The following is a 20,619-nucleotide window of genomic DNA, read 5'->3' on the forward strand; positions in this document are numbered from 1 at the left end:
GACTGCTGTTTACAAGAAAAATAAGGTTGTGGATAAGAAGGATTTATGGGAATATATAGTTGAGACTAAAAAACGGGGGTGTGAATGTGGATTTAATATTATTTAATGGCAGGATTCATACAATGGATTCATCTTATCCTAGAGCAGAGGCTATAGCTATTAAAGGAGACAAAATATTTAAAGTAGGTAATAATGATGAGATACTATATTTAAAAAGTGAAGGAACTAAGTTAATAGACCTTAAAGGAAAGGTATTAGTTCCCGGATTCAATGATAGCCATATGCATCTATTGGGCTTTGGATATTTTCTGAACATGGTGGATTTAAGTGGTTGTATTTCAATAGATGAGGTAGTCGAGAAAACTAAGGATTTTATAAAAGAAAAAAACATTCAAAAAGATATATGGGTAAGAGGAAGAGGCTGGAACCATGATTACTTTGAAGCAGAAAAGAGATTTCCAACTAGATATGACTTAGATAAAATATCTACAGAACACCCAATAGTATTGACTAGGGCCTGCGGCCATATTTGCATTGCAAATAGTAAGGCTATAGAAATGGCAGGACTGAATAAGGAAACACATCAGGTAGAAGGAGGGCATTTTGACGTAGACGAAATAGGAGAGCCACTAGGAATATTTAGAGAAAATGCACTGGATTTGATATACAGTATAATACCTAATCCTGAGCCTGAGGAAATAAAGAAAGCACTAAAGGCCGCTACAGCTTATGCAAACAGTAAGGGACTCACATCTGTTCAAACTGATGATTTTGGAAGTATATCCAGCTATGGATTTAAAAGGGTTATACAAGCGTACAATGAATTAAATGAAAGTGGAGAGCTTACACTTAGAATTTATGAGCAATGCTTGCTCCCTGAAATTAATATGCTTAATGAATTTTTAGAGGCAGGATATGCAACAGGTCAAGGAGACGAAATGTTTAAAATAGGGCCATTAAAGCTTTTAGGCGATGGTTCTTTAGGAGCTAGGACTGCTTCACTATGTCAGCCATATGAGGATGAGCCTTCTACTACTGGCATACTTGTATTTACTCAAGAAGAGCTAGACGAACTTGTAAGAACTGCTCATAATAATAAAATGCAGATTGCAATACATGCTATAGGAGATAAAATTATGTATATGGCCCTCGAAGCCATAGAAAAATCTTTAAAAGAAAATCCTAGACTAGATCATAGACATGGAATCATACATTGCCAAATAACTGATGAGAAATTGCTCAATAAATATAAGGAATTAAATGTAACTGCATATATACAGCCTATTTTCCTGCATTATGATATCCATATAGTAGAGGACAGACTTGGAAAGGATAGAGCAAAAAGTACTTATGCCTTTAAAACTATGCTAGATAAAAATATCCATATTGCACTAGGTACTGACTGTCCAGTAGAACCACTAGACGTTATGCCGTCTATATACTGTGCAGTAACTAGAAAGGACTTAAAAGGATATCCGGAGAAAGGCTGGCTGCCAGAGGAAAAGCTTACAGTAGAAGAAGCCATTTATAATTACACTATGGGCAGTGCCTATGCTTCCTTTGAGGAAAATATTAAAGGCTCAATAACAGAAGGAAAGCTGGCTGATATGACAGTGCTATCTCAAAATATATTTGAAGTTGAGCCAGAGAGTATAAAAGATATAGTAGTGGATATGACAATTGTAGGTGGAAGGGTTGTTTATGAAAAATAATATATAAATGAAAACTGATGAGTGTCGTAGAGCAATTTTACCTGCACTCATCAGTTTTTTAATTATTGCAATACTATAACAGCCTTAGTTGTTAGCCTTGCTTATATTACTGGCTATTTTTCTTTCTTTAGATATTCCGTAAATTGTTTTAACTAGAGTATTTATTATTAAATATAGTGGTACTCCTATAAAAGCTCCTAATATTCCGAGAAGATTTACACTGGCAATAACTATAATCATCACTAATAGGGGATGAATGTTAAGCTTGCTTTTCATAATATTAGGTGTGATGAGGTTTCCTTCTATTTGTTGAACTAAAACTGCAACAATTATAATTTTAAAAATCATAGCCAAATCTATAGTCAGCCCTATAAATAATGCTGGCAGTATTCCTAGAAAAGTTCCTATAAAAGGAATTATGGAAGTTACCATGGCAAATAACCCCATTAACAGAGCATTAGGCAATCCAATTATTAAATATCCAACAAACATCAGTGAGCCAATAATAAAAGTCACCATAATCTGACCAGAAATATAAGTAGAAAGTATATCATCTAAATTAGATAGAGTAGCTATAATATGCTTTTTATGAGTCTTTGGCATAATTGATAAGAATTTTTTTGAAAATACCCTATCATCCTTTAACAAATAGAATAATAAAAATGGCACTAATATAATTTGCGTACCTATATCTCCAATTTGGAGAAATATTCCTGATATATTTGCACTTAATTTCAATAATATCTCTTTAGCTTCGCTTATAATCTTATCTGTTATATCAAAGTTTTCAGGTAATAAAATACCGATATTATCATTCAAAAGTCCTTTTAAATCAATGTTTTTATCAAGGCTTGCTAAAAAGGAATTTTCAAATTGCTCTTTAAGCACAGCTCCTCCATTAATGATTAACACCGTTAATAAGAAAATAAATATCAAAATTATTGTAATTATTAGTAGACCCTTATTAACTTTTTTGTTCTCCAATTTTCTGATGATGGGTCTTAGAACATAATATAAAAATATTGATATTATAATTGGTGTTATAAATATTCTTAATGCATTGACTAATGGAGAAAAGAAACCACTTAACCTAGAAAACAATAGTATTATTAGAAGTACCAAGCTAATATTTATCAAATGAAAAACGTATTTTTTGCTGTCCATATTATTTTTTCTTCTCCTTATTATATTATAGTGAGCAGCTTATTATATTTATTATAAAGGAAATATGGGTTTTATGTAATATTATCTTCTGATTTTTTAAAAATTAATTTTATATAGAAATTATACTAATTATAAAGTATAATAGAGTGTAAATAAATATATGTATTTTAGGAGTGTGATGGGATTTGGACCCTGAGGCCATGTGGAAGACAATTCTTCTAATTGTTTTTTTAATGTTATCTGCATTTTTTTCTGCTGCAGAGACTGCCTTAATGACCTTAAGTAAAATTAGAATTAGAAAAATGGTTGAGGACAATGTAAAAGGTGCAAGTAGAATTGAAAAGCTAGTTAAGAATCCTAGCAAATTATTAAGTGCTATATTAATTGGTAACAATGTAGTTAATATAGGCGCATCAGCTTTAGCAACTTCTATAGCTATTGATCGCTATGGAAATAAGGGCGTAGGTATTGCAACAGGATTAATGACTTTATTGGTGCTTATATTTGGAGAAATAACTCCCAAGTCGTTAGCAGCTCAAAATTCTGAAAAGATTTCTTTGAAAGTAGCTGGATTTGTCCATGTTGTAACAATTATTTTTAACCCAATAATAATATTTTTGACACGTTTAACTAATTTACTGGTAAGATTGTTAGGTGGCAAGGTGGATAATAATCAACCTTTTATTACAGAAGAAGAATTAAAAACCATAGTTAGTGTGAGCCATGAGGAAGGAGTTCTAGAGGGCGAAGAAAAGGACATGATTTACAATGTATTCGAATTTGGTGACTCCCAAGCTAGGGATGTAATGACCACTAGAACTGATATGGTTGCAGTTGAAGTTAATTCATCCTACTGGGATGTTATAAATATATTTAGGCAAGAGCAATTTTCCAGAATTCCAGTATATGAAAATACGACAGATAATATCATTGGAATATTATATGTTAAGGATTTGTTATTTTTAGAGGATAATAAAGGTGAATTTGACCTTAAAAAATATATGCGAGAACCATATTTTACTTACGAATTTAAGCCAACTACAGAGCTTTTTGATGAAATGAGAACAAATAGAATTCATATGGCCATTGTCTTAGACGAATATGGTGGTACTGATGGAATTGTGACCATTGAAGATTTAATTGAAGAAATTGTCGGAGATATTGAAGATGAGTACGATAAGCATGTTGACGAAATAGAAGTGATAAAAGAAGACGAGTACCTAGTCTATGGCAATATTAAAATAGAAGAAGTTAATGAAATGATAGGGACAAGTATAGAATCGGAGGATTTTGATTCTATTGGCGGTTTTGTCATGGGAGTCCTAGGAAGGCTTCCTGAAACCGGAGAGGCCATAGAATACGATAATATTAAATTCATTGCTGAAATTGTTGAAAAAAATAGAATAGAAAAGCTGAGAATATTAACCTAATTAGAATATTTACTAAACTCTAGCACATGTTATCCTTGTTGTGATAAATATAGATTAACATAATTGCTAGAGCTTTTTTATGACCTAACCCGATTTGCCGAATGCTTTTATCGGGAAATCGATGGTAGGTCAAACGCAACGAGAACCAAATTTGCACGACCGTAGGGAGTGAGCAAATTTGTGTTTCGAAACTGAGATTAGTTTTATTTCTGCATTTCTGGGTAAATAAAGGAGGGAATAAAAATAGCAATAATTGCTTTAAAACCCTAGTGCCATTAATTGTTTAAATACATATTGTAAATACTTTAATGAGAAATATAGTTTTGCTATATAATAATAAGATAAAAAATATTTTAATTTTGGGAGGTATTTTATGGGACGTAAAATCACTGACAAAGTAACTTGGGTAGGGAAAATTGACTGGGAGCTTAGAACATTTCATGGAGAAGAATTATCTACTCACAGGGGTTCTTCTTATAATTCATATTTAATACGTGATGAGAAGACTGTTCTTATTGATACTGTTTGGCTTCCATATGCTAAAGAATTTGTTGCAAACTTAAAAAAAGAAATTGACTTAAGGGAAATCGATTACATAGTTATGAACCATGGTGAAATAGACCATAGTGGAGCATTACTAGAGCTTATGAAAGAAATACCTGATACACCTATTTACTGTACAGCCAATGGAGTAAAATCACTTAAAGGTCACTATCATCAAGATTGGAACTTTGTAGAAGTAAAAACAGGAGATGAATTAGATTTAGGCAACAGCAAGCTAATATTTGTTGAGGCAAGAATGCTTCATTGGCCTGACAGCATGTTCACCTATATGACAGGGGAAAATATATTGTTCAGCAATGATGCCTTTGGGCAACATTATGCATCAGAGCATCTATTTAATGATTTAGTAGACCAAAATGAATTATATGGAGAGGCAATAAAATATTATGGGAATATACTAAATCCGTTTAGTCCTTTAGTTAAGAAAAAGATAGAAGAGGTACTAAGCTTTAATCTGCCAGTAAATATGATATGTACTAGTCATGGTATTATATGGAGAGATAATCCAACCCAGATCATAGAAAAATACATAGAATGGGCTAATAATTATCAAGAAAATCAAATAACTATTCTTTATGATACTATGTGGGATGGAACTAGGAGAATGGCTGAAGCTATTGCAGAGGGAATAAAATCTGTTGATAATCAGGTTACACTAAAATTATACAATATTTCAAAGTCAGATAAGAATGACATACTAACAGAAGTATTTAAATCAAAGGCTATCTTAGTAGGCTGTTCAACAGTTAACAAAGGAATAATGTATGGAACAGCAGGTATTCTAGAAATGATGAAAGGCTTAGGATTTAAGAACAAAAAGGCAGCAGCCTTTGGATGTTATGGATGGAGTGGAGAATCTGTCAAGCTTATTACTGAGGAACTTAAGAAAGGTGGATTTGAAGTAGTGAATGGTGGAATAAGAGAACTATGGAATCCAACTGAAGATGCAAAAGAAAGGTGTAGGGAGTTTGGAAAGGAATTTGCAATAAAGTTATAATTTATTTAATATAGGACGCCCATTGGGTGTCCTTGATTATTTTTTGAGCAATCATCTGAAAAATAATAAAAGGTGAGGATAATATTTTTCTAGCTTTTCAATCTACTATTGTGTTATCATAGCAAGTGTACCAATGAAGTCAGAACCTTTACTAAGTAGTGGCTAGCTCATGGGACTTTTTTAGCCATTGCCTTTACGGACAGAAATAGGGGTTGACTTCTGCGCCAGATTGTAGGGAGTGTTGTTCATGCCTATAAATAAAAACATACTCAGTATTAAGTTCCTTGGAATGCTACTATTAATTCTTACAATCCTCATAATATTTTTATACTTACAAAATAATTGGATTACAAAGACTAGGCTGAGAATTAATCTTCAAAGGCTTCCCAAAAGCTTTGACAGATTTAAGATAATACACATATCAGATTTGCACAACAAGTCCTTTGGAAAAAATCAAAAGCATTTAATAAATCAGATAAAGGATGAAAAGCCAAATATTATTGTAATAACAGGTGACTTAATAGACAGTAGAAGATATAATGAATATATAGCAATGCAATTTGTCAAAGAAGCAGTTAAAATAGCTCCTGTATACTATGTAACTGGTAATCATGAAATGCGTTCTGGCAAATTTAAAAGTCTAGAAGAGCAGCTTATAAATGCTGGTGCTAAGGTCTTAAGAAATAGCTGGGAAAAGATAGATTCGTATGGACAAAGCATAATAATTGCAGGTATTGATGATCCCTATACTGGAATAAGATATAGAGAGCCGATTGTCATGGATAAATACTTGCAAGAAATCAAAGAAGGTCTAGATGAAAATAGCTTCAAAATATTATTATCCCATAGACCTGAAAGGATAGATGCATATGCAGCCTATGGCTTTGATTTAGTATTTAGTGGTCATGCTCATGGAGGACAGTTTAGGATTCCTTTTTTAGGAGGACTAGTGGTACCTAATCAAGGGTTTTTGCCCAAATATACATCTGGTGTTCATAAAGTAAATAATACAACTATGGTAATTAGCAGAGGTTTGGGAAATAGTATAGTACCCCAGCGTATTTTCAACAGGCCAGAAATAATAGTTGCAGAGCTTTTAGCAAAATAATAAGCAAAGAGGTGATAAATGGTGGATTCCGATCCGTATGGGAATAGTTTTTCAAGAAAAATGAATAATAAGGTAGAGGAATACACCATTTTATTACTGTGATAGTTTCCTCTACCTTAAGAGAAGGAGGAACAAAATATGGAAAAAGTTTTAGAACTAATCAGAGAAAACAAACTCATGCAAGCAAGAAATGAACTAATAGATATGAATGCCGTAGATATAGCACAGCTTCTAGATGAAACTAATCAAGAAAAAATGCTCATTATATTTCGAATACTTCCTAAGGATATTTCTGCAGATGTATTTTCATATTTGTCATCTGAACAACAGAGATATATTGTTGAGTCTATTACTGATAAAGAAATAAAAACCATTATTGATGAACTATTTTTAGACGATACCGTAGACTTTCTAGAGGAACTTCCTGCAAATGTAGTAAAAAAAGTTCTCAAAAATACTGATGAAAATACTCGAGCATTGATAAATCAATTCTTGAAATATCCTGAGAATTCAGCAGGAAGCATTATGACAATAGAGTATGTGGACTTGAAAAAGAAAATGACAGTTAAGGAAGCATTGGAGCATATTAAGAAAACAGCTATAGACAAGGAAACCATAAATACCTGCTATGTTATGGATAAGAATAGAAGGCTTGAAGGTGTCATCTCTATAAGACAGTTGATTCTAAATGATGATGATACTATTATTAAAGACATAATGGATGAAAATGTAATATATGTTCATACCCTTGAAGACCAAGAGTATGTAGCAGATACATTCAGAAAATATGATTTTACCTCCATGCCAGTTGTAGACAATGAAAATAGACTTGTAGGTATAATTACAATCGATGACATAGTAGATATTATTGAACAGGAGAACACAGAAGACTTTCAAAAGATGGCTGCTATGGCACCATCTGAAGAGGAGTATCTAAAAACAGGTGTATTTTCTCTAGCTAAACACAGAATTATGTGGCTTCTAGTTCTCATGATTTCAGCTACCTTTACTGGAAATATCATTAAGAAATTTGAGGATGTACTTCAATCAGTAGTGGTATTAGCTGCATTTATCCCAATGCTAATGGATACAGGTGGAAATGCTGGTTCACAATCCTCCACTCTAATCATACGTGGTTTAGCTTTAGGAGAAATAGAATCAAAGGATATACTAAAGGTAGTATGGAAAGAGTTAAGAGTAAGTATTGTTGTTGGGATAGTACTAGCAATCGTTAATTTTGGGAGAATTTATTTTTTTGAGAAAACAGACCTTTATATATCATTAGCTATATGTATAAGTCTATTCTTTACTGTCATTATTGCAAAGGTTGTAGGAGGAATATTACCTATAGTAGCTAAAAAAGTTAAAATGGACCCAGCTATTATGGCAAGTCCACTTATTACTACAATAGTAGATGCTCTAGCTCTTATAATATATTTTACTGCTGCGACTACCTTATTAGGGATTTAATGTCGATTTTGCCTTGAATTTCTTGTTGAATATGTTTTAAATAGCTGATAAAATAAATAAGGATAAAACTAAAGATGAAATCTTTAACTCAGTCCAGAGAGGCTGGCAAGATTGTGATGGATAATAATTATACTTAAATGTATATATAACTTCTTGCGCCTAGCAAGAAGTTTTTTTATGACCTAACCCGATTTTCCGAACGTTTCTATCGGAAAATCGATGGTAGGTCAAACGCAACGAGCACCAAATTTATGTGAGCGTTAGCGAACAAATAAATTTGTGTTGCGAGACTGCGGCAAATGACCTAACCCGATTTTCTGAACGCTTCTGTCAGAAAAATAGAGGAAGCTCAGAAAGCAAGTTTCTGAGTACTGCAATTACACCAAATCGTAGATTTGGGTAATTGCAGCATAGGTCAAACGCACTAAAATCTAATTACAATCAAGACATGCCTTTAAATCAGCACTGAGAGGCTGAAAAGGAGAGAAAAACTCTCCCGCATACTATAAGAGGAGGTTTTTTAAAATGGTAGAAAATCTAATGAAAAACAAGGAGTGCACAAAAGCAGAGTTTAGCTTATTGGCTAACTCAAAAAAAGTTGTTTTAGCAATGCAGCATTTAATAGCAATGTTTGGTGCAACAGTATTAGTTCCAATACTAACAGGCTTTAGTCCATCTGTAGCATTGTTTACAGCAGGGATAGGAACATTGATATTCCATTTATGTACTAAAGGTAAGGTGCCAGCCTTTCTAGGCTCATCCTTTGCATTTATTCCATTAGTTATAACAGTGAAAGAATTATATGACGGAGATTTGGCATATGCTCAAGGTGGAATGGTAGTAGCAGGATTGATTTATGTTATAATGTCTCTTTTAATCAAAAAGATTGGAGTAGAAAAAATTCAAAAAGTTCTTTCACCACAAGTAGTAGGGCCTATGATAATGGTAATAGGATTAAATTTAATACCAACTGCATTTGGAATGGCAGGAGAAAACATGTTAGTAGCTGGTATAACACTAGGAGTAGCGCTACTAATTAACTTTAAAGGCAAAGGCTTTATTAAACAGCTTGCTATATTAATTGGGGTAATCACAGGATATCTAGTATCTTTAAAGCTCGGAATAGTTAATGTAGATATAGTAAAAGAGGCTTCATTAGTAGCACTTCCAAAGTTTAGCCTTCCTAAATTCGATTTAGGTGCCATAGCAATAATTGCACCAGTAGTGTTGGCGGTATTTATGGAGCACTTAGGGGATATAACTACTAACGGACAAGTAGTAGGGAAAAACTTCATCGAAGACCCAGGCTTAAATAGAACGCTTTTAGGAGACGGATTAGCAACAATAGTAGCATCATTCATTGGGGGACCCGCAAATACAACTTATGGGGAAAATACAGGAGTACTTGCTTTAACTAAGAACTATGATCCTTCAATACTAAGATTAGCAGCAGTCTTTGCCATAATCTTAGGTCTAGTATCAAAGGTAGGCGCATTACTGACTTCTATACCAACAGCAGTGATGGGTGGTATTAGCTTAATGCTCTTTAGCATGATTTCTATAATAGGAGTTAAGACCATAAAAAATAGCAAAGTAGAGTTCAATGTAAAGAACATAATAGTTATGTCAGTCATATTAATCCTAGGTCTTGGAAGCGGAATTATAGAGAAAAAATTTGGAGTAACTATAGGAATACCTGTAAGCGAAACAGTTAAAATATCAGGCCTAAGCTTTGCAGCCATAGTTGGTATAGCTTTAAATGCAGTTTTAAATAGAAAGTAATAAATTAACTAGCTCAACAGATTAAATTAAATAAGAAAATCCTATCTCTTATTATATTAGGGATAGGATTTTTTTAGTGCATTCTTCATGAGATTTTTAATTCTAGACAAAAAATAGCTTTATGGGATAATAATATTATATAGTATCTAGAATTAATCCAATTATAAAGGAGTTGTTGATAATGACTTGGGGAATTATTGCAACATGGGAGATGGCTTTAGAAGGAGTAAAGCATGCTTCATATATGCTAGAAAAAGGATTGAGTGCAGCTGATTCTATGGAAGAGGCAATAAAAATGGTAGAGGACAACCCACTTTACACATCAGTAGGATATGGGGGATTACCAAATGAGAAATGTGAGGTTGAATTAGATGCAGCTTTTATGGATGGAAATACTCTTTCTGTAGGAGCAATATGTGGAATCAAAGATTTCAAAAATCCTATATCCGTTGCTAGAAAGCTTAACGAAGAAAGATTTAATATTTTCCTCGTAGGTATTGGGGCAGAAGAATATGCACAGGAAAAAGGCTTCGAAAGAAAAAATATGCTTACTGAGGAATCAAAAAAAGCTTGGGAAAAAAGAGTGGCAGAGATGAAAGATAAAAACTTAAGCCCCTATGATGGACATGACACAGTTGGCATGGTATGTATTGATAAAAATGAAAATCTAGTAACAGGAACATCTACTAGTGGACTTTTCATGAAAAGAAAAGGAAGAGTAGGAGATTCACCAATTCCAGGCTCAGGCTTTTATGCAGATAGCGAGATAGGCGGTGCTACAGCCACAGGTCTTGGAGAAGATATAATGAAGGGCTGTATGTCGTATGAAGTGGTGAGGCTAATGAAAGAAGGACTGCATCCACAGAAAGCAGCTGAAAAAGTAGTTCATGAGTTTAGTGAGAAGCTAGAAAAGAGAAGGGGTAAGGCTGGTGCTATTTCTATAGCTTGTATGAATAAAAACGGAGAATGGGGAGTAGGCACAAACGTTGAATTTACATTTGTAGTAGCTACAGATAAAGAAAGGCCAAAGGTGTACATAGCAAATAGAGATGGAAATAAAACTGCTTTCCAAGAAGCTTAAAGAATAGAGCCATACTATATATTATGGGGGATAAGGTTGAAAAAGAAAACTAGGGATTGGCACTTCACTTAAGGGCATAGCAAACAAGCCATCTTGCGGTGGCTTCAAAAAATTGAATATATAGACAAAATTAAGGTTATTCAGTAGCTGACTTAATTCTGTAACCTTGGAATTTTGCTAATTGTATAGCCTGCTCTACAGTAATCTCGCGATTGACAGGAATAACGTCAGAGTTTCTGTAAAGTTCAGCATTGTATGGTTCATTTTTCTTCAACATGTTGTATAATGCTGTTAGAAGCATTCTTGCTATTGCAATGATTGCCTTCTTGTGACCACGACGCTTTCTTAAACGAAGGTAGCGGTTACGGATTTCTGGATGCTTTTCACTTTTAACCACAGAGTTGGCACATTGAACAAGAAGTGGTTTAATATAGCATCCAGCTTTGGAAACCCGGACAGATTTTTTCTTCCCTGCACTTTCATTGTTGGTAGGTGTAAGCCCTGCCCATGAACACAAGTGTTTCGCCGAAGGAAAAGCCTCCATATTAACACCAATCTCTGAAATGATTGTGATTGCAGAGAAGATGTTTTTAAAAGATGGAGCGGTTAGGATTAGGTCGAGTTCTTGTTGATAGGGGCTGGCGAGCACAAGAATCAGTTCTTCTAACTCTGATTTCCGGGATTCCAAATCTTCAAAGTGCTTCTTGATAATCTTTAATTTACCAGCCTGTTGCGGGGAGATATGCCCATCAACGGCGAGCTGTAATTCAGGAATTTTACCCTTCATAGAGCCGTGAATTAAAGGTTCAATATCGAATGAAGTATCTAGAGGATTTTCAAGAATCTTATTCAGAATCTTTTGAGCACTTTTACCAAAAGTGTCGGAGACAACGGAAGACAATTGAATGTTGGAAACCGTGAGACAGTTTTGAAGACGGTTCTTTTCACTGGACATAAAGCAGGTTAGTTTGTAACGATAGCGCATAAGGTCGCGTAGCTGGCGAATATCAGCAGGGGGCATAAAGCTACCGGCAACAAGATCATGCTTAAACAGGTCAGCAATCCATTTAGCATCTTTCTTGTCAGTTTTTTTACCACGAATAGCCTTAACGTATTTAGGATGTGCAAGCACAATAGAACAGTCTTTTTCCAAGACGTTGTACACGGGAATCCAGTATTTACCTGTAGATTCCATGCAGACATCCTTACAATTAGATTCAAGCAGCCATTGTAACAGCTCTTTCAGACCTTTGGTGTAGGTGGAAAAGCGATGGCTCTTGTAGGTGGTAACACCTTGTTTATCGGTGGAAGCGATGCAGGCTACAACAAAAGTTTTGTGAACATCAATTCCGCAGCAGATTTTGTACACGATTTTTAAAGCCATAGGGACTCCTTTCTGAACTAGAAAGTTCATAAGAATTATAGGGAGATACGGCATTGACTGAACGCCTGGCATTTAAACGAGATTGTTTAAACAAAGATAAGGTTACGTACTCTAAGGTACACTTATTTGTGCTTGAAAAGGCGTTCTACACATATAAAAATACGGTCATCTGACAAGTCAGACAGCCCACTCACCTCCCCGTGATTTGTAGTTTACCGAAATCCCTATGGGGTTAATTATAAAACAAATAACGCTCAAAAGCACTTTTTCATTACGTTTTGTGCCTTGAGCGAAGCGAAAGGAATGGCTATAAAAATGATTGAAATAATTGCAACTACCATTGAGGATGCAAAAAGGATTGAAAAATCAGGATGCAGTAGAATTGAACTAGTAAGTGCACTGACAGAGGGGGGACTTACACCAAGTTATTCATTGATTAAGAATGTAGTTCAAGCAGTAAATATACCAATCAATGTAATGATAAGACCACATGCTAAATCCTTTATTTATACACCAGAAGAAATTCAGTTAATGAAAGAAGATATTCTTATAGCCAAAGATTTAAAAGCAAATGGAGTAGTGCTAGGAGTATTAAATGAAAAAAACAAAATCTGTGAAGAATCTTTATCTGAGCTTCTCTCAGTATGCGATGGCATAGATGTTACTTTTCATAGAGCCATAGATGAACTTTTTGACCCTGTTAGCGGAATAAAGGTCTTAACAAAATATCCTCAAATTACAAATGTACTCACATCTGGAGGAAAGGGCAATATAGAGGATAATATTAGGGTCATAAGAGACATGATATATAATGCAGGACATATAAATGTACTTCTAGGAGGAGGACTCAACCTACAAAACATAGCATATATAATGGACAAAGCCAAGGCCACAGACTATCACTTTGGTACAGCAGTTAGAGAAGATAGCTCAGCCTTTGGGGAGATTTCTTTAGAAAAAATAAAGGAACTGGTTGAAATAAAGAATATAAGAGAGCTGTTATAGATAATAACTAGATTTTAAGAGCTTTTAGGATACTTCATAGTAAAAGAAGCTATTTGATACGACAAAAGTGTAAATATAAGACATCAAATAAATGGTGTTGAGTATTTGCACTTTTTTTGTGTAAAAAATCAGAACTATTAGATTACTTGTAAAATAGGCCTAGCTTTAAGTCGTTTTGTTAGAAGGCTAAAGGACTTCGTAGTTAAATTATGCCAAATTATAAATAAATGCATTAATAGTTATGGCTATGTTATAATATTAAATACTAGTATCAGATACTAGCTTATATTACATTTGAAGAGTGGGATATCAGTGGATATAAAAGACATTAAAAATTTAATTATAACAATAGATAATACAAGCATAGAGAAGGTTGAGATAGAAAAAAGCGATATAAAGATTATGATAACAAAAAGTGAAAGTGGAAGCGTGGCTAAAACAAGCTCAAAAAGCATAGGAGTCACTAATATACAAGGTGATAAACAATTCAAGGAATACTATAGATATAGATTTGAAAGACAATAAAAATGACAATAAAGAACGTAGTAAAACCTTAATTGACGATGTAAATATCTACATTGTAAAATCCCCAATTGTGGGCACATTTTATGAAGGATCTAGCCCTGATGCACCTGCCTTCATAAAGGTTGGGGATAAAGTAGATTAGGGCCAAATACTATGTATAATAGAAGCCATGAAAATAATGAACGAAATAGAGTGTGAAATAACAGGAGAGGTTGTTGAGATATTTGTAGGCAATGAGGACATAGTAGAATATGGACAGCCTTTAATGAAGATAAGGAGGCAGGAGTAAAATGTTTGATAAAATACTCGTTGCCAATAGAAGTGAGATAGCAGTCAGAATCATCAGAGCATGTAGAGAAATGGGAATAAAGACTGTAGCATTATATTCGGAAATTGATAGGGATTCGGTTCATGTACATATGGCAGATGAGGCAATACATCCAGGCTATGGATTTCTTTCAGAGAATTTTGAGCTAGTAGATGCATGTAAAGTAAATGGCATTAAATTTATTGGCCCTAAAAAAGAACATATAGAGAGCACAATGAACATGCTAGAATCAGTGCTAGAGAGAGAATAAGGGGGCTAATACAGGATATAGAATTTACAGCAGATAATATACGAAAATATTTATTAAGCGAATTAAATATTCTTATGAAAATAGAAATAAAAGATTTACTGGATAAAAGATATGATAAATTTAGAAAAATAGGAGCATGGCAGTAAAGGGATAGAGCTTAAATAGTTTTATCCTTTTTTTCACAATGACCTCAGATAATCTTATAATAATTAGGCATAATAAGTATTAATCAGTAAGCTTATTGAAGAAAGAGGAGGAGTTCCTTTGGATAAGGAAAGAATTGAAAAAGCAGTTAGAGAAATACTTTTTGCCATAGGAGAAAATCCAGATAGAGAAGGTCTTATAGATACACCTAGAAGAATAGCAAAAATGTATGAGGAAATATTTGCTGGGCTTAGTGAAGACCCAGAGAAAAATCTTGAGGTATATTTCCAACAGGAAAAATATGAGGAGCTGGTATTAGTAAAAGATATTCCATTTTATTCAGTCTGTGAACATCATTTTGTGCCTTTTTTCGGCAAGGCTCATGTAGGATACATACCTAAGAATGGAAAGCTTACTGGACTAAGTAAGCTGGCTAGAGTTGTTGAAACAGTGTCTAAAAGACCACAGCTGCAAGAAAGACTTACAGCTACTGTTGCTGATGTTATTCAAAAGAAACTGGAGCCATATGGTGTTATTGTCATGATAGAAGCAGAGCATATGTGCATGACTATGAGAGGTGTTAGAAAACCAGGCTCAAAGACAATCACTTCTGCTGTTAGAGGTGTTTTTGCTACTGACTCTAAGTCAAGAGCCGAGGTTATGTCTATTATCAATAATCGCAGTTAGGAGAGATATCATCATGACGAATTCAGGTATCAAGCTTAATATAGAAAAGAGAAGAATCAGCTTTTCAGGTCATAATATTAATTTTGGAGAAAGAACTTATATCATGGGTATTTTAAACGTCACTCCAGATTCTTTCTCTGATGGTGGAGATTTTGTTTCAATTGATAATGCAATCGCCCGTGCTAAGGAAATGCTTGAACAAGGTGCAGATATTATAGATATTGGTGGCGAATCATCAAGACCTGGCCATACTAATATTTCAAGTGAAGAGGAAATGAAAAGAGTTATTCCAGTTATTAAGAGATTATCAAAGGAAACTAAAGCTATTATTTCTTTGGATACTATTAGATCCGAAGTAGCTGAAGAAGGTATAAAAAATGGAGTTCATATAATCAATGACATATGGGGATTGCAAAGAGATAGTGACATGGTAAAGATTGCAGCTAAGTACAATACTCCTGTTATTGTTATGCACAATCAAAATGGTACTGAATACAAGGGTGATATGATTGATGAGATAAAAAGATTCTTAAAGGAATCTATCAGGATTGCTTTAGAATCTGGTCTCCAAGAAGACAGAATAATATTAGATCCAGGTATTGGCTTTGGTAAGACCTCTGAGCAAAACATGGCCTTGATGAGTCGTTTAAGGGAGATTAGAGATTTAGGTTATCCAGTATTATTAGGTACATCTAGAAAATCAATGATAGGTAAAATATTGGATTTGCCTCCTAAGGAGAGGGTGGAAGGGACATTGACTACTACTGTAATTGGTATTATGCAGGGAATAGATATTGTTAGGGTTCACGATGTAAAAGAAAATCTAAGGGCAGCTAGAGTAACTGATGCTATAGTAAGGGGATGATTCAATGGATGAGATTATTCTTAAAAACATGGCTTTTTATGGGTATCATGGAGTATTAGATGAAGAAAAGAAGCTGGGACAGAAGTTCTTTATTGATGCTATATTATATCTTGATTTAAAAGAAGCAGGAAAAACCGACAATATCAATTATACAGCTAATTATGGATTAGCATATGAGATGATAGAAAAAGTCGTTAGAAATGAAAGATATAACTTAATAGAAGCATTAGCTGAAAGAATATGTGGAGAGATTTTAGATTCTTTTAAGGAAATTCAAAAAATTAGCGTAAAGGTGAAGAAAACCGAGGCTCCAGTATCAGGAATTTTCGATTATTTTGCTGTACATATTGAAAGAGAAAGGGAGCATGCTCATGAATAAAATATATCTTGGTATTGGGGGCAATATAGGAGACACTAAAGGCAATTTAGATAGAGCTGTGGAATTACTCAAGGAGAAAGTAAACATTTCAAGACAATCATCTTATTATGAGACTGAACCTGTAGGATATAAGGAGCAAAATTGGTTTCTAAATATTGTAATAGAAGGGGAGACTGATTTAACCCCTGAAGAGCTTCTAAGTTTTACTCAGAGTATTGAGAGAAAAATGAAAAGGGTGAAAACAATTCGCTTTGGACCTCGAATAATTGATGTAGATATATTGTTGTATGAACAAGTAAAGCTTGATACAAAAGACTTGATTATACCACATCCTAGAATGTTTGAAAGAGCATTTGTCATGGTGCCATTGTATGAAATTGCGCCTAGTCTAGTAATTGAAGATATAAAAATTGAGGATATTCTTAACAAGCTAGAGGGTGAAGAGATTCATAAAAAGGATGATTTAAATGAAGAGAGTTAATTGTATATTGGAAGATGATGATTTTCTAAGCTATATAGCTAAGAATAAGGAACTAGAACAAGATAGAATGTTCTGTCATCATGATATTAACCACTTACTAGATGTGTGCAGAATTGCTTGGATTCTTAATTTAGAGGAAAATCTATCAATTCCTAAGGAAACAGTCTATGCTTCTGGTTTATTACACGACATCGGAAGATGGGTTGAGTATGAGACAGGTAAGGATCATGCTATAGCAAGTGGAGAACTGGCAGATAGCATTTTAACTAGATGTGGTTTTTTAAATGATGAAAAGGCTAATATACTTAGAGCAATTATCAGCCATAGAAATAAAGAACATAGGGCTGATTTAAGCAGAATTCTATATAGGGCAGATAAATTGTCTAGACCTTGTTTTCATTGTGATGCCAAAAGCAGATGTAAGAGATTTCAGAAGGGAGAAAAACAAATCCTATATTTTCGCTACTAGATTTTAAGCCCTTTAGTAATGACTGTGGTTAAATTATATAGCATTAATCAGGATAAAGAACATAAAAAAAGGTCAAAAATGATAAAAGTATATAACATTAAACAAATTATATCTTTATATATGTCACAATTGTTAACAAAATTATATAATTTATAAAATAAACTATGATAAAAAATTAACATCAAATAATGGAAATTTATGAAAAGGAAAATGGCTAAAATTCAATAAAACATAGTTAAGTTAATAACAAAGGGAATCCTAAAATTAACAGAATCTTTCGTGAGTTTCTTTACTAAAATAATAAATCATGGTATCATATTATGTGTTTAATATGGACACGAAAATTTGACAAAATGCTTGAAAATCCCTTAGTTATTTGAAGTAATAATAATAGTTATAATCATAATATTAGAAAAAAACGTATACGTATTAATAAAACTTTATTAAATTTATATCAATACTGAATAATATAGGAAAATATATCTGAGAGGAGTGTAAAATATGAAGTGCTGTAAAGAGAAAAATATTAATGAAGCGGCTAATAGTTCTACTTTTGATTTGGACAAGCTCAAACCTATACTTGATAAGTACAAGGGTACAAGAGGAAGTCTAATTAGCATATTACAGAAAGCACAAGATATTTATGGTTACCTGCCTGTAGAAGTACTTAATCATATCGCAAAGGAAACAGGTGTGAAACCAGCGAAGGTACATGGAGTAGTTACATTTTATACCCAGTTTAGATTAGATCCTGTAGGAAAGTATTTAATTATGCTATGCCAAGGAACAGCTTGTCATGTTAACGGTTCGAAGGCTATAGAAGAAGCCGTTTATGAGGAACTTGGAATACATGAAGGACAAACGACAGAGGACAATCTTTTTACATTCAATAATGTTGCATGCCTTGGATGCTGTAGTTTGTCTCCAGTTATGATGATAAACGGAGAGACATATGGAAAATTGACACCGAAAAAAGCGAAAGAAATATTGAGAGAAATAAAAAATAATGAGAGTAAGGAGGCCTAAACATGAAGATAGTTGTTGGACAAGGTAGCTGTGGTATAGCTGCAGGGGCTAATAAAGTCTATACTGCATTAGAAAACGAGCTTAATGTTTTAGGTTTAAATGCGGAACTTACACTAACAGGATGCATTGGTACATGTTATCTTGAGCCTATAGTAGACGTTATAGATGATGAGGGCAAAAAAACTACTTATGTTAAGGTAACACCAGAAATGGCTTCCGAGATAATAGAAAAACATGTTAAAGAAAAGAATGAAGTTGATGATTATATAATAAGTGAAAATGATAAAAATGGTTTAGATAGCCAAAAGAGAATTGCTCTTAGAAATTGTGGAATCATTAACCCAGAATGTATAGATGAATATATTCGTAGTGGTGGATATAAAGGCTTGGAAAGATGCTTGAATGAGTTAGACCCAGAAAAAATAATAGAGGAAGTTAAAATCTCCGGACTTAGGGGAAGAGGAGGAGCAGGTTTTCCTACATGGTTTAAATGGAATGCTGCACTAGGGAGTAAAGACAGTCCTAAATATATAGTATGTAATGCAGACGAGGGTGACCCAGGTGCATTTATGGATAGAAGTATTCTTGAAGGGGATCCTCATAGCCTAATTGAAGGTATGATAATAGCAGGCTATGCTATAGGTGCTAATGAGGGAGTTGTATACGTAAGAGCAGAGTATCCTTTAGCTATTATTAGACTTCAAGAAGCTATAGATGAAGCAGAAAAAAGAGGATATCTAGGAAAGAATATTCTTGGATTAGACAAATTTGATTTTCATTTAAGAATCAAGGCTGGTGCAGGAGCCTTCGTTTGTGGAGAAGAAACAGCCCTTATAGCTTCATTAGAGGGAGAAAGAGGAATGCCTAGGCTAAAACCGCCTTTTCCTGCTCAAAAAGGTTACTGGGATAAGCCTACTAATATAAATAACGTTGAGACATATGCTAATGTTCCTTGGATATTGGCAAATGGAGGAGAGGCTTTTGCAGCTGTAGGAGTAGAAAAAAGCAAAGGAACGAAGGTATTTGCTCTTACAGGAAAGATAAACAAAGGTGGACTTGTGGAAGTACCAATGGGTACACCAATCAGAGATATTATCTTTGGAATTGGTGGAGGAATTAGAGATGGCAAACAAATAAAAGCAGTGCAAATGGGTGGACCTTCAGGAGGCTGTATACCTGAGCACCTGTTAGATACACCAGTTGACTATGAATCAATAAATAAAACAGGCGCTATAATGGGTTCTGGCGGTATGGTTGTAATGGACGAAACTACCTGTATGGTTGATATGGCTAGGTTTTTCCTTGACTTTACCCGTAAGGAGTCTTGTGGAAAGTGTATTCATTGTAGGATAGGTACAAAGAGAATGCTTGAAATATTAACCAGAATCTGTGAAGGTGAAGGAAAAGACGGAGATATAGAGCTTCTTGAAGATTTGGGAGAACAAATAAAAGCAGGGTCTTTGTGTGGACTTGGACAAACAGCACCAAATCCTGTTCTCAGTACAATAAGATACTTTAGAGAAGAGTATGAAAAGCATATTTATGATAAGAAATGTCCTGCTAAGCAATGTAAAAACCTTATATCCTTCTCCATATTAGAGGACAAATGTATAGGCTGTGGATTATGTAAGAGAAATTGTCCAGTAGGAGCAATAGATGGAGAAGTTAAGAAAGCACATAAAATCAATAGTGAAATATGCATTAAATGCGGTAAATGTAAAGAAGTCTGCCGTTTTGGTGCAGTTGAAATAGAATAGGAAGGAGGAAA

20 protein-coding genes and 1 pseudogene are annotated in these 20,619 nt (G+C 34.0%); 19 read left to right on the forward strand and 2 right to left on the reverse strand.

The genetic code is table 11. The features are described 5' to 3' along the window. The first annotated feature begins 86 nt into the window (after positions 1-86). A complete protein-coding gene (locus tag QO263_RS06455) occupies positions 87-1,712 on the forward strand; it encodes an amidohydrolase (RefSeq protein WP_285627838.1) in 1,626 nt (541 codons plus the stop codon). 84 nt (positions 1,713-1,796) lie between these two features. Here QO263_RS06455 and QO263_RS06460 read toward each other — a convergent pair whose 3' ends face one another. Continuing rightward, positions 1,797-2,876, reverse strand: a complete 1,080-nt coding sequence (locus QO263_RS06460) for an AI-2E family transporter (RefSeq protein ID WP_285627840.1) — start codon at positions 2,874-2,876, stop codon at positions 1,797-1,799. Positions 2,877-3,061: 185 nt separating this feature from the next. On the opposite strand from QO263_RS06460, the gene QO263_RS06465 reads away from it, so the two are divergent. The 6 genes from QO263_RS06465 (at position 3,062) to QO263_RS06490 (ending at position 11,308) form a co-directional block, all read left to right on the forward strand. Continuing rightward, positions 3,062-4,306 (forward strand): hemolysin family protein, encoded by a 1,245-nt coding sequence (locus QO263_RS06465; protein ID WP_285627842.1) that lies wholly within the window; start codon positions 3,062-3,064, stop codon positions 4,304-4,306. A 373-nt stretch (positions 4,307-4,679) separates the two neighbouring features. After that, a complete protein-coding gene (locus QO263_RS06470; protein ID WP_285627844.1) occupies positions 4,680-5,867 on the forward strand; it encodes an anaerobic nitric oxide reductase flavorubredoxin in 1,188 nt (395 codons plus the stop codon). A 247-nt stretch (positions 5,868-6,114) separates the two neighbouring features. Continuing rightward, a complete protein-coding gene (locus QO263_RS06475; protein WP_285627846.1) occupies positions 6,115-6,975 on the forward strand; it encodes a metallophosphoesterase in 861 nt (286 codons plus the stop codon). A gap of 138 nt (positions 6,976-7,113) precedes the next feature. After that, on the forward strand, positions 7,114-8,445 hold the full coding sequence (gene mgtE, locus QO263_RS06480; RefSeq protein WP_285627849.1) for a magnesium transporter: 1,332 nt from the start codon (positions 7,114-7,116) through the stop codon (positions 8,443-8,445). A 525-nt stretch (positions 8,446-8,970) separates the two neighbouring features. After that, the gene (locus QO263_RS06485) at positions 8,971-10,227 is read left to right on the forward strand and encodes a uracil-xanthine permease family protein (protein ID WP_502928701.1); all 1,257 of its coding nucleotides are present in this window, start codon (positions 8,971-8,973) and stop codon (positions 10,225-10,227) included. Positions 10,228-10,408: 181 nt separating this feature from the next. Continuing rightward, entirely contained in the window at positions 10,409-11,308 is a 900-nt protein-coding gene (locus QO263_RS06490) for a glycosylasparaginase (protein WP_285627851.1), read from the forward strand. Between the two features lie 136 nt (positions 11,309-11,444). On the opposite strand, the gene QO263_RS06495 is transcribed toward QO263_RS06490, so the two are convergent. Next, complete coding sequence (locus QO263_RS06495) at positions 11,445-12,692, reverse strand: IS110 family RNA-guided transposase (RefSeq protein ID WP_285629162.1); 1,248 nt, start codon at positions 12,690-12,692, stop codon at positions 11,445-11,447. A gap of 303 nt (positions 12,693-12,995) precedes the next feature. On the opposite strand from QO263_RS06495, the gene QO263_RS06500 reads away from it, so the two are divergent. The 12 genes and pseudogenes from QO263_RS06500 (at position 12,996) to nuoF (ending at position 20,608) form a co-directional block, all read left to right on the forward strand. Further along, positions 12,996-13,697 (forward strand): copper homeostasis protein CutC, encoded by a 702-nt coding sequence (locus QO263_RS06500; protein ID WP_285627852.1) that lies wholly within the window; start codon positions 12,996-12,998, stop codon positions 13,695-13,697. Positions 13,698-14,009: 312 nt separating this feature from the next. Further along, a complete protein-coding gene (locus QO263_RS06505; protein WP_285627855.1) occupies positions 14,010-14,222 on the forward strand; it encodes a hypothetical protein in 213 nt (70 codons plus the stop codon). A gap of 178 nt (positions 14,223-14,400) precedes the next feature. Continuing rightward, the gene (locus tag QO263_RS06510) at positions 14,401-14,511 is read left to right on the forward strand and encodes a biotin/lipoyl-containing protein (RefSeq protein WP_285627857.1); all 111 of its coding nucleotides are present in this window, start codon (positions 14,401-14,403) and stop codon (positions 14,509-14,511) included. A 1-nt stretch (position 14,512) separates the two neighbouring features. Then, positions 14,513-14,770 (forward strand): annotated as a pseudogene (locus QO263_RS06515) (biotin carboxylase N-terminal domain-containing protein); the annotation flags it as partial. Between the two features lie 68 nt (positions 14,771-14,838). Next, positions 14,839-14,946: a hypothetical protein gene (locus tag QO263_RS19135; protein WP_502928712.1), complete on the forward strand. Its 108-nt coding sequence runs from the start codon at positions 14,839-14,841 to the stop codon at positions 14,944-14,946. Between the two features lie 118 nt (positions 14,947-15,064). Beyond that, a complete protein-coding gene (gene folE, locus QO263_RS06520; RefSeq protein ID WP_285627860.1) occupies positions 15,065-15,631 on the forward strand; it encodes a GTP cyclohydrolase I FolE in 567 nt (188 codons plus the stop codon). A gap of 13 nt (positions 15,632-15,644) precedes the next feature. Then, entirely contained in the window at positions 15,645-16,496 is an 852-nt protein-coding gene (gene folP / locus QO263_RS06525) for a dihydropteroate synthase (protein WP_352169500.1), read from the forward strand. Between the two features lie 4 nt (positions 16,497-16,500). Beyond that, a complete protein-coding gene (folB, locus tag QO263_RS06530) occupies positions 16,501-16,875 on the forward strand; it encodes a dihydroneopterin aldolase (RefSeq protein WP_285627863.1) in 375 nt (124 codons plus the stop codon). Continuing rightward, positions 16,868-17,356 (forward strand): 2-amino-4-hydroxy-6-hydroxymethyldihydropteridine diphosphokinase, encoded by a 489-nt coding sequence (gene folK, locus QO263_RS06535; RefSeq protein ID WP_285627866.1) that lies wholly within the window; start codon positions 16,868-16,870, stop codon positions 17,354-17,356. Before folB ends, folK begins: the two co-directional genes overlap by 8 nt. After that, positions 17,343-17,825 (forward strand): HD domain-containing protein, encoded by a 483-nt coding sequence (locus tag QO263_RS06540; RefSeq protein WP_285627869.1) that lies wholly within the window; start codon positions 17,343-17,345, stop codon positions 17,823-17,825. Before folK ends, QO263_RS06540 begins: the two co-directional genes overlap by 14 nt. A 501-nt stretch (positions 17,826-18,326) precedes the next feature. Further along, on the forward strand, positions 18,327-18,851 hold the full coding sequence (gene nuoE / locus QO263_RS06545; protein ID WP_285627872.1) for an NADH-quinone oxidoreductase subunit NuoE: 525 nt from the start codon (positions 18,327-18,329) through the stop codon (positions 18,849-18,851). 2 nt (positions 18,852-18,853) lie between these two features. Beyond that, positions 18,854-20,608, forward strand: coding sequence for an NADH-quinone oxidoreductase subunit NuoF (gene nuoF / locus QO263_RS06550; protein ID WP_285627875.1), 1,755 nt, complete (start codon positions 18,854-18,856; stop codon positions 20,606-20,608). Positions 20,609-20,619 lie beyond the last annotated feature (11 nt).

It is taken from the genome of Proteiniborus sp. MB09-C3 (genome assembly GCF_030263895.1).
Taxonomy (GTDB): domain Bacteria; phylum Bacillota; class Clostridia; order Tissierellales; family Proteiniboraceae; genus Proteiniborus.

Bases quoted from the DNA above. Each gene is read 5' to 3' on its own strand.
- QO263_RS06460 (WP_285627840.1), bottom strand. From the start codon at position 2,876: ATGGACAGCAAAAAATACGTTTTTCATTTGATAAATATTAGCTTGGTA.
- QO263_RS06470 (WP_285627844.1), top strand. From the start codon at position 4,680: ATGGGACGTAAAATCACTGACAAAGTAACTTGGGTAGGGAAAATTGAC.
- QO263_RS06475 (WP_285627846.1), top strand. From the start codon at position 6,115: ATGCCTATAAATAAAAACATACTCAGTATTAAGTTCCTTGGAATGCTA.
- mgtE (WP_285627849.1), top strand. From the start codon at position 7,114: ATGGAAAAAGTTTTAGAACTAATCAGAGAAAACAAACTCATGCAAGCA.
- QO263_RS06485 (WP_502928701.1), top strand. From the start codon at position 8,971: ATGGTAGAAAATCTAATGAAAAACAAGGAGTGCACAAAAGCAGAGTTT.
- QO263_RS06490 (WP_285627851.1), top strand. From the start codon at position 10,409: ATGACTTGGGGAATTATTGCAACATGGGAGATGGCTTTAGAAGGAGTA.
- QO263_RS06495 (WP_285629162.1), bottom strand. From the start codon at position 12,692: ATGGCTTTAAAAATCGTGTACAAAATCTGCTGCGGAATTGATGTTCAC.
- QO263_RS06500 (WP_285627852.1), top strand. From the start codon at position 12,996: ATGGCTATAAAAATGATTGAAATAATTGCAACTACCATTGAGGATGCA.
- QO263_RS06510 (WP_285627857.1), top strand. From the start codon at position 14,401: ATGAACGAAATAGAGTGTGAAATAACAGGAGAGGTTGTTGAGATATTT.
- folP (WP_352169500.1), top strand. From the start codon at position 15,645: ATGACGAATTCAGGTATCAAGCTTAATATAGAAAAGAGAAGAATCAGC.
- folB (WP_285627863.1), top strand. From the start codon at position 16,501: ATGGATGAGATTATTCTTAAAAACATGGCTTTTTATGGGTATCATGGA.
- folK (WP_285627866.1), top strand. From the start codon at position 16,868: ATGAATAAAATATATCTTGGTATTGGGGGCAATATAGGAGACACTAAA.
- QO263_RS06540 (WP_285627869.1), top strand. From the start codon at position 17,343: ATGAAGAGAGTTAATTGTATATTGGAAGATGATGATTTTCTAAGCTAT.
- nuoE (WP_285627872.1), top strand. From the start codon at position 18,327: ATGAAGTGCTGTAAAGAGAAAAATATTAATGAAGCGGCTAATAGTTCT.
- nuoF (WP_285627875.1), top strand. From the start codon at position 18,854: ATGAAGATAGTTGTTGGACAAGGTAGCTGTGGTATAGCTGCAGGGGCT.